Origin of the sequence: Nitrosomonas sp. Nm51 (assembly GCF_900111165.1) — a bacterium.
Taxonomy (GTDB): Bacteria; Pseudomonadota; Gammaproteobacteria; order Burkholderiales; family Nitrosomonadaceae; genus Nitrosomonas.
Map to the genome: position 1 here is coordinate 1 of NZ_FOGH01000031.1, position 15,646 is coordinate 15,646.

Below are 15,646 nucleotides of genomic sequence, written 5' to 3' on the forward strand. Positions count from 1 at the left end.
GAGGAAATTAATTCTACTCCTGTCGTTTACCGCTGGAAGAAATTCAATCTCGAAATCGTTTAATTTGTAAATAATTTAATGAATCGAAATACTAGGGAGTACCGTCATGTGTTATGTGCAATTCTGTTTGTTTTTTTGGACAAAGGGATCAGTTTTTTGTACCGCAGGACATGCCGGAGCATATTCAGACGCGAAAACGACGATAATTTTGTTTAAAAAACAAGCCAGAAGGGCGCGGCATATTTTTGCACCTGCTTGTTCAAAGCGCTTGAACATAGCTATGGCTATGCTCCGCATACTTTTCACAAACAGCCATCAAAAATCTGCACGCGCTAATTGCACATAACACATGATGGCACTCCCTAATAAAAATCCAGAAATAAATTGGGAAGGTGATACGAAGAAAAGTTAAATCTTGATAAGGGAGTTGGGACGTTTGGAATTTAAATAACTGAAAGCAAGTCTAATGATTTTATAGATCGTTAAAAATGATTTTATAGATCGTTAATCCTATAAAACCGTTTGACCCTAAATCCATCGTGTAAACATGGTCTTGTCCGCAGGGCGCTATCGTGGTGTCCTGTATTTGCGTTACAGTGTTTGAAAGGAAAAACAACCCTTTCCTGTGCGTACTGTACCTGACAATATCATGTGAATACAGTAGTGCTTGCCATGCATGAATTAACCAGGTTCCGGTCTTAATGGACGACCGATTAATGATGTGTCAGTCAAATAGGAAAGACGCTCAACGAAACAAAATAATCTTTTCAAAGCCAATTTAATACAATAAGTTATTTGTGAAAATGAAGGTTTTTGATTAAACACAAGACTTTCATTAGGTGAGCATAAAAACTATGCGTTGTTAAGAGCCCTTATTTCTGGAGTAACTAGTATGCGTGAAAAAATAACTCAATTAGGCGAAAATTTCCAAAAATATTTTGAAATTGTTTTTGCAAAGTCCGAGGAACAAAAAAATAGCGCTTATCACGTACGGCACAAGGTTTATTGTGAGGAATTGGGGTTTGAATCTATTCAAAAGGACAAGCGCGAAATCGATGAATATGATGCTGATTCCTTGCATTTGTTATTGCGCAGTAAAAAAACAGGTGAGTTTATTGGTTGTACGCGAATTATTTTTCCATGCGTGAATAAACCTGGTTATTTATTACCTATTGAAAAAGTCTGTACGTTTGATAATTCGAAATTTGATTTAACAACGATACCCCGTAATAAACTGGCAGAAGTGTCTCGTCTTGCAGTCATTGCGGACTATCGCAGGCGTAAAAGTGACAGCAAAGATGCGATTAGCATATCACCGGCAGATTTCAGCATTCAAAAAGAACAGAGATTTCCTTATATACCAGTTAGTCTTTATCTCGGAACAATGAAGCTAGCGCACATTCATGGAATTGAATACTTGTTCGTACTCACAGAAAAAAGGCTGGCACAGCATTTTAGTAAATTGGGATTTGACATCACTTTAATTGGAAAATCAATCGAGCACCGAGGCACACGCGTTCCTTCATTAGTTTGTATCAATAGCAGCATTAGTAAAATGCACCTTCCATTACATTCGCTTTATCAAATTATTGCTCAGGATCTGGAAATGTGTATGAAATAAAATGTGAACGCATGATGTATTGTTCGATTGTATTTGGTCATCCAATGGTTAACATCAAGCTGTATGGCCATAGTAAGGGTCAAACCCCGGTGAGTTAAGATAACGATTACAAAATTGGCTGAGCGCGACCGTGAGACAGCGGCCCTGTCAGTCAGCAATATTTTCTGCATTCAACCTGCAGCGAAGGTCTGGCGCGCAGAAGTCGTCACTATCTCCGCTGCTGAAATTTACGCCTGTGTTATCGGCCGAATCGTGACGCTGTGAGCGTGATGTCCGCATGCGACCAGGCTTTTTTAAAGCGTGCCTCGACTGAATCGGCTTCCTGCGTTTTCTGTTGAGCGCGTAGTGACTGCATCAAGCCAAACAAAGCCCAGCCGTTTTCCCTGTTTCGCCGAAGATCTTCCCGGTAAGCGGCTTCCGCTTCGGCTGCGCGTCCCGCTTCCAGCAAAACTGCGCCCAGGGCCAGTCGGGGTGGATAATGCCATTCGGTGGGTTCCGTATACGCCAGCGCATCCTCCAACTGTACAGCCTTCTCAAGATGTGCGACGGCGGTATCGAATTTTCCCTGTACTGCATTGATCTCTCCTGCCAGAACTTCGGGTGCGATGGCTAGGATGGCGCGCTTGGTATTTTTTGAGAATAAATGATCGTCCAGCTTTTCGTTGCGCAAAATAGTCCGCAGCACCGCCAGCGCTTGTTGCGCCTGTTCGAACTGGCCGGATGCGACAAACGCCAGCCCGCGCACGTAATGCCAGGCGCCGTTTAGAAAGGCGTTGCCGGCAGGCGGCGCAGGTTCATCCAGTACCTTATTCCACAGCCCGAACCGGGCGTAGGCCCAGTAGGGAACCGCGCGGAATAAAGCGGTGAAAGGCTGCTCTTCCAGGGTGGTGTCGTCGACTTTACCGGCCAGTTTCAATGCGGATTCAATGGCGATCCCGCTTTGCCCGCCAGCGGTTGCGGAATACCATAGAAAATGAATGTTATGCGGATAATAACCGATTGCATACAATCCTTCAGCCTGGCTTTGCCGGATATAGTCTTCGTCGGCGGCTATTGCAAGCTGGTTGCTTTTGACCGCGTCATCGTACCGGCCGACCCGATAGAATATATGGGACGGCATATGCACCATATGACCCGCTGCAGGCATGATCGTGAGCAGTGTGTCCGCCGCTTTTTCGGCCCGCTCAGGTGTTGGCGTCGGCTCCACCAGGTGGATGTACAAATGCAATGCTGCCGGGTGGTTCGGGTTCTGCTGCAGCACCTGTTCTGTCAGCGCCACAATTTCAGCGATGCCTTCTTTGGGGCTCTCGTCAGCCGCCCAGTAATCCCAAGGGCTTATATCCATTACCGACTCTACATAAAGCATCGTAATATCCGGATCGTCGGGAAATTGCCGGTGAACGGCTTGCATGGCCTGTGCGTAAGCACGGTCGTTCTCGGCCCGCTGCGCCGGATTGTTGGTGTAACGCTGTTCAAGCGCCTGTATCAGTGCCTGTTCTTTGCGGGGCGCTTGTGATGCAAGCGACTTGGCCTGTTTGATCAGCTTGTATGCAAGCGGTTCATCATCCGGGTTCATCGGCGCATTGATATTGGGGCCGAGTACAAGCGCCTGTCCCCAGTACGCCATTGCAAGTTCTGGATCGAGCCGTGCGGCCTCTCGAAATGCCCGGCCGGCTTCGGCATGATTAAAGCCGTATGACAGGTTGACGCCCTGATTAAAAAAAAGCTGTGTTTGTTTGTTGTCTGTGCTGACAGGGAATGTGTGCGGACCCAGATTTTGCAGTTTTGGTGCGTTTTCGCCGGTCGCTGCTGTTGCGGATAAACCGGTTGAAATTGCTGCGATCAATAGTATTCCTGCCAGGTAGTTTAACGTTCGGGATTGCATGTGACGCTCCTTTAAAAAAGATGCGGCTTGTGATGAATCTGTAAGTTCACTCGGTTCAGCAACCGCTGATACATTTCAGTTATTTCGGTTATAGCTGGTAAAAATACGCAACTTAGTTCTCTGCAGTAGTTGGATCAATCACCGTCCTGACGCGGGATATCCGGTCAGCGGGAAACTCACCCTGATTCGCGTGTGCGCGAATTGACGCTTCGTCAGGTGCAATATAAACACAATAAACAATGTCGTCGGTTACAAAGCTTTCAACCCATTGTACCCTGGGTTCCATCTGATTCAATATGCTGCATGATTTTTGTGAAATGGCTTGTAAGTCGGCTGCGGTTAATGCGCCTGCACCTGGAATATTGCGTTCGATTATAAATTTTGGCATGTTGGTTCTCCTTAAGTAGTAAAAAATGACCGGTCATCTTAGATGATTTGACCCGACCGTCTTGATAACAGCTTCAGTTATCAAGTTAACAATCTTCAAGGAACAATATCAAGGCTTGAAATAATCGCCCAGTAATTCCTGACAGCATTGTGTTACTGGGATTGACGTTTTCTCAATTTTGGCTCTAAGCAAAGCGCCCTGCCATGTATTGATCAAAAGATCGGCCATATTTCTGGCTATCTTGTCTTCCCTGACAGTACCTTGATCCTGCGCCTTTTCCAGGCCGGACTGCAGCAGGTCCCGGTAACGGTTAACAGCAATCTGCAATGATTCCTGACATATATCGCTGGTATCGCCAATTTCGCCCATTAAATTGCCGAGCAAACAGCCACCTTTGAAATTGTTCCGCTCCAGCTCTTCAATTAATTCATCAAAATAACACTGTATTGCCCCGAGTGCATCTGCGTCTGAATTTTTTAAATGCATTGCCAGCTGTTCAAGAAAAGGGTCAATATAGTACTGAATCACTTCGGCGCCGAAGTGCTCCTTGTTCTCAAAGTAATTATAGAATGAGCCTTTGGGAATATTGACCGCATCTAAAATTTGTTGCAAGCCGGTTCCATGATATCCCTGATTCATCAGCATCATGACGCCCTGATTCAAAATATTCTCTTTATTGAAATCTTTTTTGGCAGTTCTGGTTGATTTATGCATAGACTATAATACGACCGGTTGTCTTAAATTGTCAAGTCAGTTTGTCAAATTTTGGCAAATGTTTCAGGATGTGCAAACGTTTTGGCAGCATTAGCGCGACAGCGGTTAAGATCAGTCAAACCGGAACGTATAAAACAAATCGACTGCGCTGTCTTCACCTGCTTGCGTAACGACAGTGATTTTGGGCGTCAAGCTGTAGGTGAGTTTGGTGATGCCAGCGGTGGCGGCGGTGATGCCGCGTTCGTAACTGAGGTACGCTCGCGAGGAAAGCCGTTTGCCGACGGTACCGATCTGGCCGCCCAAGGTGCTGCTGGCCAGACCCGTTGCATTGGCAAATTGACTGCCGCCATTGGATGTGCTGGTGGGTGTGCTGGTTTGCGTACTGCCCGGTGTACTGCCTTGTCTGAAGGAGATCTCATCGACGCCGAGCATGTCGCTGAGCTGGTCGGTGATGCCGCCGGATCCGCCACCAAGGATTGCGCTGGCGGCAGTAATGAGCAAAGATGTATCCAGACCACTGATGTCGGGGGCGCGGCCGAGCACAATCCATGACAGTTTTTCTGTGTCGGGCACATGCGGGGTCGAAACCAGTTTGATTTCCGGACGCCGTACCGACCCGGCAACTTCGACGCCGGCCTCGACTTCCAGACCTTTGCGTACTGCCAGAATGTTCAGGCCGGGATTGTCTAACGGACCGTGAAAGTTCACAATGCCGCGCGTAACGGTGAGGTCCTGGCCGTAGGCGGTATAGGTTGCTGTTCGCGTGGCGATCGATCCGATGGCGCTGAGGGTTTCTTTTTCGTCGTTCTGTAATTGCAGATTGCCGTCAAGACGGCCTTCAAGTCCTGCTACGCGCAGAAAAAACTGTTTGCCGAGATCGAGTGTGACATGTAGATTGATGATTGTTTCCTGCTCCTCGTTGCCGGATTCATTTTGCAGCGCCGCGTTGTCTTCTGCAATGACGATATCATCAGCCAGTTGCGGGCGGGATGCAGGCGGTTGCATAAGCAATCCGGCATCGGCGGTGATTTCGCCTTCGAAATCCAGCGTATCATTGACAAATTGCACGGCGCTTTTGCCGGAAACGGCAATCCAGTAATGCGGCGGATGCACCAGATATAGATGGTCAAGATTGACAGTCAGATCATGCGTATTGTCGATAAAACCCAGCGAACCATTGATTGTTAAGGATCCCGGGGTTTTTTCCAGTTTCAGATTTTTCAGCAGACGGTCTTTCGGCGGCGGCTGGTAGGGCGACACGAAACTCAGCTGTTCGATATGCAGCGCTGATTCATCAAAATGCGCCTTGAGTTTGCCCTGGTGCAAATTCAGGCCGAGATCGAGCAATGCAATCACCAGTTGTTCGCCGCGGATATCACCCTGCAGCGCCGGTTTTTCGAGCGTACCCGCGATGCTGGTTTGCAGTTTGACCGCACCGCCAGCCTGCATTGCGTTATCGCTCAGCCGATCCAGCCAGGATAGATCGGGTATTGTCAGATTAAGCCTGCCGTCCAACCGGGTAGCTGACGCCAGCAATTCGCCATTTTCAGCTTGCAGCGCGGGCAGTCTCAGCTGCGCATGAATTTCGCCGATAAGCGCGCTGTTTAAATCAAATTGGGCGGCGATAGCGCCGTTGCGTGCGCTGGCTTTTAATTTCAGGGTTTGCAGTTCGACAGCTTGCGGTAATTCACCGGGCAGGTGCCAGTCACCTTTTTCACGTGAAATTTCAATATCGCCGGTCAGTCCGGACAGCGAGGCTGGTGCTTCAATATGCCATTGGCCGCCCAGGTGAAGCAATTCTTCACCGGGAATCAAATCGCTGCCGGGATGTATCTTAATACCGGAAAAATAACCATCGCTTTGCCACTGTTGCGGCGACCATAAAACGCGGTTGATGCTGGCCTGACCACCCGCTATCTCCATGTGCGCATTGCGGATGTCAACACGCTCGCTGCTAAGCGTGACCGGTGCCGGCGCTTGCAGCGCGACTGGCACCTGTCCTGTAACTGACAACTCGGTTAACCGGCCTTGCCAGACAGGCGGTGTGTCCGGCTTGTCAAGCCCGGTCAGGCCGCCATCGGCATGTAAAACAGCCGTGATATCGTCATTGACGTGTATACGGGTCTGTAAAATGTGCGCCGACTTTTCCCCGGCTACATTCAGATCAAGCTGTTTAAACTGTGTTTCGCCATCTGTACGCAGTTCATTGGCCTTGAGCTTAAGCGCAAGTGCGTCCGAGTGAAAATAGCCTTCAGCGGAGAGGCTGTCGATAGAAAGGTCTTCGGACAGTGCGAGTGCCTGGCTGTCAATGCTGAAATCAAATGCCGGGGATTCCGCCGTGCCTTTTAAATCTACACGCGCTTCGAGAGCACCAGACAACTCAAATCCTGCCTGCGCCAGCGATGGCGCAGTAATTCGCAGTGCCAGTGCGTCGCCGGGTTTGCCGAATTTTCCATCGATGTTCATTTGATTCGAGCCGATTTGAAAGGCGGCCTTGCTGTCGATAAAAAGCGGTGCTTGAAATGCAATCTGCCCGGTGCCGGTTACCGGCTGATGGTTCAGATGGCTTTTTTCAAATTGATAATCAAGCACTGCCGACAATTCGGGTGACAGGCTGCCCGAAATATCGATGCGTGTGTTCAGGTTTGATTCCACACCCTGAATAAAATCGGCAATATTAAATTGTTTGAGCCGTCCGGTAAACTGAAAGGTTTGTACATTGTCTTCGGTATCGTCTCCACCGAGATTCAATTCGCCCTTGCCGGTCAAGTGCGACTGGCTGTGGCGCAGATCGAGACGCTCCAATACGATCCGGTTTGCGGCGTATGCGGCGGATGCGTCCAGTTTCAGGGCCTGATCGCTTAGACTGACAGTGATATGCTGAACATCTGTATCGCCTGCAAACCGCAACATGCCGCTGATTTTGGCCGGCTGCAGCTGCGTATCGATCGCGGCAGGATCCAGATTGCTGACATTTAATTCGGCCTGGCCGATTGATTGATCGAAGTGCCACGCCATATTACCCGAAATCAGGCCCCGGTCAGAAAACTGTATTCGTATATTGCCCAGTTTGAATGTCTGTTCGGTTAACGATAGCGCCGCAGAAAGACCATCAAGCGGCAGACCGTTTCGGTCCAGCGGCGCGGCTGTGCCGTTTTGCAGTGCCAGACGGCCGATAAGCCGGTCGTTGCCGTCTGGTTTAACGACTGCTTGCAGCGCCACATCTGCCTTCGGAATTTCAGGGTCGTCAGGAAAAAAATCGGCAGGATTGAATCCGGTGACGGAAGCATGCAACGATTTCAGCATGGCGGTTGCGCTGTGCGCAAACGGATCAAGTTGAATAATGACGGCACCCTGCATCGACGTTTTCCGGTGGGTCAGTCTCACATTCAGTTGCTCCAGTGAACCGGACAGGGCGGCATGCGTAACGCCCCAGTGTGCCGCGTTATCAAGTAGAATGTTCGACTTCAGCTTAAACGGGCGCGCCGTCCGAATGTGACCGGATGCGCTGAGTGCACCCAGTTCGGCGTTATTCAGGGAAAAATGTGACAGCCTGTGCTGCTCTGTGTCGCTATCCAGCCGCAGCGACAGATCGTATACCGAAAATTCGGGCTGTTGATCGGGTTGTTCGTCCTCGAGTGAATACAGGCGTATCTCGTCTACTGAAATTGCCTGTATCGAAATGTCAATCGGTAACGACAAGTCGTCTGGCAGCGCGGTTTCCTCCGTTTCTTCTTCTGAAGATGGCCCGGTGTACACGTCGATGCGTTCAGCACCGATGAAACGAACGAACAGCTTGCCGGTTAAAAGCTGGTCCGGGGACCAGTCAAGTTTGAACTGATGAACGGCAAGTTTTAATGCTTCGTCCTGGTATTGCAGTTTACCGATCTGCAAATCGCTGAAGGTGCCGTTGACGTCCTCAACTGTCAGCATACCGTTGCTCATGCGTGCGGTGGTGGCCAGCAGCCATTGAAATCCGGATGCAGTGTTTAACACCCAGTAGCCGCAGCCCGCCACTGCAACCAGAACGCCGGCTAGTACAATAGCCAGGGATTTGAGCCGTAAGCCGCCACCTAAGCCTTTGCGTTTTGGTTGTGCCAAATTGTTTCTGCGACGCTTCATCAGAAATTGACAATCATGGAGAAATGCACCCGGAAAGTGCCGGTTTTGTGGCCTCTGGCCAGATCGAGCGCGAACGGCCCCGCCGGACTGCGCCAGCGCACGCCAGCACCGTAACCGAGAAATAAATCCATATCCTCGATAGTGTCGGCAGCGCTACCAGCATCTACAAAGGCAGCAGCGCCCCAGTTGCGCATAAACCAGTGGGTGTATTCGGCGGTACCGGTTGCCAGAACGCGGCCGCCGACGGTCGCATTACCTTCGCGTACACCGATGCTCAGAAAATCATAACCTCTAACTGATTGTATGCCGCCCGCGCGAAACAGGTATTCCTGCGGAATGCCGAAACGCGATGACGCCAGTGTGTAGCCGGCTTCGCCGCGCAGATAAAACACATCGCGTTTGCCCACCGGCCACCAGTTCTGCTGCCGTCCGTACAGCCGCAGAAAATCCTGATCGGAAAATACAGACTCGAGACCGCCGCCGACTCTCAATTCGGAGATGTTGCCACGCCGGATATTGACATGGTCATCCACCAAATGATACCGGTAACGCCAGTCGAAGGCTAACGCTTCAACAGTCTGATTGAGTGCGCCATCGGGACGTTTTTCCTCTCTTTGCCAGTTCAGTGAATATTGCCATTGCATATTGTGCGTCTGATAAATACGTGCAGCGTCGGCGCGCTGTCTGACGGTTACCAGATCTGCAATGTCGGTTCTTTGCAGGCTCGCACCCAAAGCATAATAAATATTGTTTTCATTAGGCAGTGTGTTTACACCGGTAAAAAAAGTCTGGCGTTTTTGTTCCAGACGCAGCAGCGTTCTGAAATTCCAGGCGCGGTCAAGGAAATTGTGGTCGCTGTAATTGACTTCCGCGCGCGCGCCATTGTTCGAGCTAAAACCGCCGCCGACAGCGATGCGCTGTGATTTTGTTTCGGTCACAGTCACATAAACCGGGCTGGCTTTATGCTTCGATTCAGCAGGATCAATGCTGACCGATACATTGCCAAAATGCGGAATATTCTGCAGGGCGGTTTGAAATCTGTTCATGAGTTCTTCGCTGTAAGGCTCTCCTTTACGAAAGGGTCTGTAATTTTCGATCATTTCAGGGTCGTAACGTTCGAGCCCGGTAATTTCCAGTTCGCCAAAATAAAAAACAGGACCGGAGTCGATGACAACATGCAGTGCTACCCCTGCGTCTTCTTTGTCTACAACTGCTTCGCTTTTTGCAATACTGGCAGCAGCAAATTTTTTGTAAGAGACCTGTGATAACAAAACCGCTTTGGCTTCTTCCCATTCGGCTGACCGAAAAGGTTTGCCGACGCTAAGCGGCCAGGCTTTACGCCATTTTTTAATTTTGTCTTGCTGCGTTTCATCATCGACGATGCTGCCCTGAAATTCGATCCGTACAGACTGGATATGCGCCAGCGGGCCCGGATCAACTGCAATTACAGGGGTCTCTGTCTTATTCAGAGTTTGTTTGTCGAGGGTAACGACGGGCGAAAAATATCCCTGTGTTGCCAGCAATTCTATGATCTCGTGCTTGACGCGGTGAAGAAAAGCGCGTTGCGCCATATTGTTGGCGAACGGCTCTTCAGGAAGCTTGATATATTCCTGAAGAAAATCCAGCATTTTATCGGGTGCAGACAGCCGTACAAATTCGGAAGAGCCGGACAGCTTGGGTATGGCCGCCGATTCCGCTAAAATCGTATTGCTGCAGACTGCAAACATGCTGAAATAAAGCGCGTAATAAAAAGTTACAAGCCGTTTTTTGAACATCAATTGGGTATTTTGCATAACACAGCAATCGAGAGCCCGCTAAAAATTCGGCAGTGGCGTTATGCATTTAGAAAATTATGGTACTTATGATATCAATGTTTCATTGTTGTTTTTAATGTGATGGCTGCACATTCTACTACAAAAACGGATTACCCTTTTCAGCCTGCCGGCTGCCGGCAATGCGAAAGGCTTGCAGCATTTCTTGATACGGTAAAAACACGTTATCCGGGTTATCACGCACAACCGGTCAGCGCGTTTGGCGACGATCGGGCGCAGTTACTGATAGTTGGGCTGGCACCTGGCATGCATGGCGCCAATCGTACCGGGCGGCCTTTTACCGGTGATTATGCGGGTATTTTGTTGTATCAAACGCTATATAAATTCGGATTTTCCAGTCATCATGAATCGATTTCGCTGCAGGATGATCTGCAATTAATCGACTGCAGAATAACGAACGCGGTTAAGTGCCTGCCGCCGCAGAACAAGCCCAATCCGGACGAAATCCGGCAGTGCGGATACTATCTCAAAATGGAGTTGGAAGCTTTCAGAAACCAGGGTGGCCGGATTGTACTGGGGCTGGGCGCAATTGCGCACCGCTCGGTATTACAGTGTTTTGATTTGCGTCAGAAAGATTATCCGTTTTCACATGGAGCCACGCATGTGCTGCCATGCACGGGTACGCTCAAACTGTATGACAGTTATCACTGCAGCCGCTACAATACACAGACAAAACGATTGACGGCCGAAATGTTTGAACAGGTATTTTCGAGGATTTCAGCCGATCTATCAATAAATAATGAAGGGCGGGTCATCAAAAAATAATCAGGAGAGGAAAATGCCATATGTTCATTTACGTGTTGCAGGGATGTTAAATCAGGATCAGAAAGCACAAATCGCTGAGGAAATTACCGATACGCTATCGCGTGTTGCCAATAAATCGAAGTCCTATACGTACATCACGTTTGAGGAAGTGCCGCATGAGAACTGGGCAATCGGCGGCACCTTGCTAGGCAAGAAAGATTAGTGTCGTCAACTTGTTAAAATATCTGAAAAATTCTTGTGTGAAGTTGATGAACCGCTTACCTGACGCTGATCGGGAACTGTACTGATGCCGGCAGACTCAGAAAAACAGGTGCGGGTGAAATTCGACGCCAAAGGTTACTGCCAGAACCTGCCCGCGCAACCCGGTGTTTACAGAATGCTGAATACCGATGGCGAGGTGGTCTATGTTGGCAAGGCTGTGGATCTTAAGAAACGCGTATCTTCCTATTTTCAGAAAACAGGGTTGGCACCCAGGACGCAGCTGATGGTTTCACAGATCGCGGGCATCGAGACCACCGTGACACGCTCCGAGGCCGAGGCGCTGTTGCTTGAAAACAATTTAATTAAGAATTTCAAGCCGCGCTACAATATTCTGTTCAGGGATGACAAATCGTATCCATACATTATTCTGAGCGGTCATGAATTTCCACGGCTGGGATTTTACCGCGGGCTGCTGGATAAATCGCATCAATATTTCGGCCCGTTCCCCAATGCCGGCATTGTACGCAGCAGCATCCATTTGCTGCAGAAGGTTTTTCGTTTGCGTACCTGTGAAGACAGCGTGTTTAGCAATCGCACGCGCCCTTGTCTGCTGTATCAGATCAAACGTTGCAGCGGACCCTGCGTTGGCAAAATTACACCTTCCGAATACCGGGAAGATGTCCAGAATGCCACACTGTTTTTGCAAGGCAAGCAATCCGAGATGATAGACAGTATTGCCCATAAAATGCAGCAGGCTTCGGACAGGATGGAGTATGAACAGGCGGCGGTATTGCGTGATCAAATGCAGGCTTTGCGCAAAATCAGGGAAAAACAGTTTGTTGACAGCGGCAAGGCGATGGATGCTGATATCGTGGCCTGTGCCGGTGATGGTAATGCCGGCGGCAAAGTGTGCGTGACACTGGCGATGGTCAGGGGTGGGCGCCATCTTGGCGACAAGAGCTTTTTTCCACAGAATGCCGACGGCTATCAGTTATCTTCGGTGATCGAGGCTTTTCTGGCGCAGCATTATCTCAATCGCAGCGTGCCGAATCAGATTATCGTCGATCGCAAAATTCAGCGCCAAGTACTGGAGGATTTACTGACCGCACAGTCAGGCCATAAGGTAACGATTAATCAGAATCCGATCGGTGAACGGCGCGTATGGTTGAAGATGGCGTCTGAAAATGCACAGCTCGCACTCGGTCAGATGATGAGCCGTAAAGCCAGCCAGGAAGAACGGCTGTTTGTACTGCAGCAGACGCTGAATCTGGACGGCCTGAATCGTATCGAATGTTTTGATATCAGTCATACCATGGGTGAAGCGACGGTCGCATCTTGTGTGGTGTATGATCAATTTGCCATGCGCAATCATGAATACCGGCGTTTTAATATCAAGGACGTTACCCCAGGCGATGATTATGCAGCGATTCGCGAAGTGTTAAACCGGCGCTATCAAAAAATTGTACAGGGTGAAGGACGTATGCCGGATCTGATCATGATCGATGGCGGCAGAGGGCAGGTGAATGCGGCGCAGGAAGCGCTCGATGAGCTCGGTATCAGTGATGCCAATCTGATGGGCGTGGCCAAAGGCGAGGGCCGGAAACCCGGCCTTGAGCAATTGATTTTTCCCGAGCGAAAAAAGCCGTTACAATTGCCGAATAATCATGCTGCCCTGCATCTGATTCAACAGATACGGGATGAAGCGCATCGTTTTGCAATTCAAGGGCATCGCGGACAGCGCGGGAAATCGCGCATGACCTCGAGTCTTGAAAATATCGGTGGAATTGGTGCCAAGCGCCGTCAATGTTTGCTGGGGCGATTTGGCGGTTTAAAGGGAGTGCAAACGGCCAGTATTGAGGAGCTTGCGAAGACTGAAGGAATCAGCCGCAAGCTTGCGGAAAAAATCTACAGGGAGCTGCATTAAACATTGTCTGGGATTGCACGGTTTTGCCTTGCATGCCTGCGGCCGTAAGTGTTTAGTCGTTATGATTAATCTGATGAATTATTTTTATACCTGTTTCCTGGATGCCTGACAAGTCAATCGTTTTTATGCCCCTGAATCTGCCGAATTTACTGACATGGCTTAGAATACTGGCTATTCCTATATTTGTTGGCATTTTCTATTTGCCCAGCGGCTGGTTGACACTGGAACAAAAAAATCTGGTTGCCACCATTATTTTTGCCGGTGCCGCCATTACAGACTGGCTGGATGGTTTTCTGGCACGCGCTTTGAACCAGATGTCCGCTTTTGGTGCATTTCTCGACCCGGTTGCGGATAAATTAATGGTTGCTGCTGCATTGATTGTGCTCGTTTACCTCGACCGGCTCGGCGCACCGATTGCGCTGGTTATTATCGGCAGGGAAATCGCGGTTTCAGCATTGCGCGAATGGATGGCGAAGATCGGTCAATCCAAAAGTGTAGCAGTTTCGTTTTTGGGAAAAGTCAAAACCACCGCACAAATGATAGCGATCCCATTGCTGCTTTACCATGATGATCTGATTGAGGGCTTTAATGCGCATGAAGTCGGAACTTGGTTAATTTATGTGGCGGCAGTTTTGACGCTATGGTCAATGATTTACTATTTAAAAGTAGCGATTCCAAAAGCCGCCCACATTGATCAGTAACTGACTGGAATCATGATACGGATAGGCACGAAAACGCTATCGCTACCAAAAATCTAAAAGGGAAACATATGACGCGGCTGTTTTTACTGTTTATTGCTTCTATACTATTTTTTATTGTGCTGGCGACCGCCGCTCACGGCAGCGCCGGCGAAAATCCAAGTGCGTTTGTTATCTGTGAACGCATTGAAAGACAAAGTATCTGTGAAGAATACCGGTTGAGCACGCTATCCGCCACAGACCGTCAGTTGATAACCAAACACTGCACGGTAGGTAACCGTTGTCCTGATAAAAACAGAATCGGACGCTGCATCCGTTATACAGACCCTGACGGTTTGGTTTTCGATAAGCATTACTACTACGGTTCGAAAAAGAAGCATGACTGGAATGCGGCAACAATTGAGGAAACCTGTATACAAAGCGGCGGAAAATATGAAGATGGTTGATTACGCGTTTACGTATACGTTTTAATTGTTATTAAAACTGCCCGCTTGCAAGACGGTCAGGCAATATATACCGCCAAACGCTTTATTGAAACGAATTAGCTTGTGATATTCCTCATCTTCTGATGTTTTATGCGCCTATAATGTCAATTTGTTGCAAGAAAGCTGCTGGTGCAGCAAATTTCTACTGCAAGCAATTTCCGAAGGAGTGTAATCTGGTTTATATTAATCGTTATCAAAATTGACAAACTGAAAATGAAAAGAAAATTTGGTTTGTCTATTGTGGGCATGCTTGTCTTGTCATTGGCGCTTGGCTTGTGTCTGATTACTGCAATTGCTGCACCGGCTTTTTCGTCATCGCTGATCATAGATACTAAAGGTTATGCATCGGGACAGTTAAGTCGAATCGGACGTGAAAATTTGTCCCGGCGCGGATTAGGCGTCGCATATACTGGTGAAATATTGCTAGGCCATGACAGCGCGTCATTTATCAGTTTTGGCAGTCTGCCCCAGAATCTGGTGACAAATCCCTTTCGTTTCTGTTTTGAAGAAGATGATTTTTACGATGTGCTCGAAGAACTGGTTGGTTACGATGTCGTGATTGAATACAAGACGCCGCGCAGCAATACATTGTTATCGTGTTCCGCAATCAACGAACTGGTTGATATTTATTTGGTTGATAAAAATATATCATTGACGCAGGCGCATTTGATTGGTGATATACGCACATTTGAGCCGGAAATTTCTTACGGTGTCGAGTTTGGGCGGATAACCAACGTCATTAAGAATAAAAACCTTATGCGAAATTATTTTATGACCATGCAAATCGGAGAAAGTGGCGACAAATTCCGTCATTTTGTAATGGATGACCGTGATCTCTATCATTTCGCGATCGAAGGATTAAGGATGGGCGCTTTGGTAAAAGTACACTATAGTGAACGGCTCGCTAACCGAAATATTTTCGGACATCGTACGCGGTTATTTGTATCCGAAATAGAGGTTACAGGCAGGAATGGCAGCATGGACTAGTACTGTTTCAATTTGATATTGCCG

The 15,646-nt window shown here is 48.6% G+C and carries 12 protein-coding genes; 7 read left to right on the top strand and 5 right to left on the bottom strand.

What is annotated here, in order from left to right; all coding sequences use genetic code 11:
- Positions 1-892: 892 nt before the first annotated feature.
- The gene (locus BMY60_RS10410; protein ID WP_090333460.1) at positions 893-1,621 is read left to right on the top strand and encodes a PEP-CTERM/exosortase system-associated acyltransferase; all 729 of its coding nucleotides are present in this window, start codon (positions 893-895) and stop codon (positions 1,619-1,621) included.
- A gap of 238 nt (positions 1,622-1,859) precedes the next feature.
- Here BMY60_RS10410 and BMY60_RS10415 read toward each other — a convergent pair whose 3' ends face one another.
- The 5 genes from BMY60_RS10415 to BMY60_RS10435 form a co-directional block, all read right to left on the bottom strand.
- On the bottom strand, positions 1,860-3,506 hold the full coding sequence (locus tag BMY60_RS10415; protein WP_090333461.1) for a tetratricopeptide repeat protein: 1,647 nt from the start codon (positions 3,504-3,506) through the stop codon (positions 1,860-1,862).
- Positions 3,507-3,618: 112 nt separating this feature from the next.
- Complete coding sequence (locus BMY60_RS10420) at positions 3,619-3,894, bottom strand: DUF4242 domain-containing protein (RefSeq protein WP_090333463.1); 276 nt, start codon at positions 3,892-3,894, stop codon at positions 3,619-3,621.
- Between the two features lie 108 nt (positions 3,895-4,002).
- On the bottom strand, positions 4,003-4,608 hold the full coding sequence (locus BMY60_RS10425; protein WP_090333464.1) for a TetR/AcrR family transcriptional regulator: 606 nt from the start codon (positions 4,606-4,608) through the stop codon (positions 4,003-4,005).
- Positions 4,609-4,719: 111 nt separating this feature from the next.
- Positions 4,720-8,709: a translocation/assembly module TamB domain-containing protein gene (locus BMY60_RS10430; protein ID WP_177166649.1), complete on the bottom strand. Its 3,990-nt coding sequence runs from the start codon at positions 8,707-8,709 to the stop codon at positions 4,720-4,722.
- 20 nt (positions 8,710-8,729) lie between these two features.
- Positions 8,730-10,523 carry an autotransporter assembly complex protein TamA gene (locus BMY60_RS10435; RefSeq protein ID WP_256250798.1) on the bottom strand — a complete coding sequence of 598 codons (1,794 nt, stop codon included), beginning with the start codon at positions 10,521-10,523 and terminating at the stop codon, positions 8,730-8,732.
- A 102-nt stretch (positions 10,524-10,625) separates the two neighbouring features.
- Between BMY60_RS10435 and BMY60_RS10440 the strand changes: the two genes are divergently transcribed.
- The 6 genes from BMY60_RS10440 to BMY60_RS10465 all read left to right on the top strand — a co-directional run bounded on the left by BMY60_RS10440 (position 10,626) and on the right by BMY60_RS10465 (position 15,622).
- Complete coding sequence (locus BMY60_RS10440) at positions 10,626-11,327, top strand: uracil-DNA glycosylase (protein ID WP_090333467.1); 702 nt, start codon at positions 10,626-10,628, stop codon at positions 11,325-11,327.
- A 13-nt stretch (positions 11,328-11,340) separates the two neighbouring features.
- Positions 11,341-11,529: a tautomerase family protein gene (locus BMY60_RS10445; RefSeq protein ID WP_090333469.1), complete on the top strand. Its 189-nt coding sequence runs from the start codon at positions 11,341-11,343 to the stop codon at positions 11,527-11,529.
- Between the two features lie 84 nt (positions 11,530-11,613).
- Entirely contained in the window at positions 11,614-13,452 is a 1,839-nt protein-coding gene (uvrC, locus tag BMY60_RS10450) for an excinuclease ABC subunit UvrC (protein WP_090333470.1), read from the top strand.
- A 125-nt stretch (positions 13,453-13,577) separates the two neighbouring features.
- Positions 13,578-14,153 (top strand): CDP-diacylglycerol--glycerol-3-phosphate 3-phosphatidyltransferase, encoded by a 576-nt coding sequence (gene pgsA, locus BMY60_RS10455; protein WP_090333487.1) that lies wholly within the window; start codon positions 13,578-13,580, stop codon positions 14,151-14,153.
- 68 nt (positions 14,154-14,221) lie between these two features.
- Complete coding sequence (locus tag BMY60_RS10460; RefSeq protein WP_090333472.1) at positions 14,222-14,596, top strand: hypothetical protein; 375 nt, start codon at positions 14,222-14,224, stop codon at positions 14,594-14,596.
- A 252-nt stretch (positions 14,597-14,848) separates the two neighbouring features.
- Complete coding sequence (locus BMY60_RS10465) at positions 14,849-15,622, top strand: hypothetical protein (RefSeq protein ID WP_090333489.1); 774 nt, start codon at positions 14,849-14,851, stop codon at positions 15,620-15,622.
- Positions 15,623-15,646: the final 24 nt, after the last annotated feature.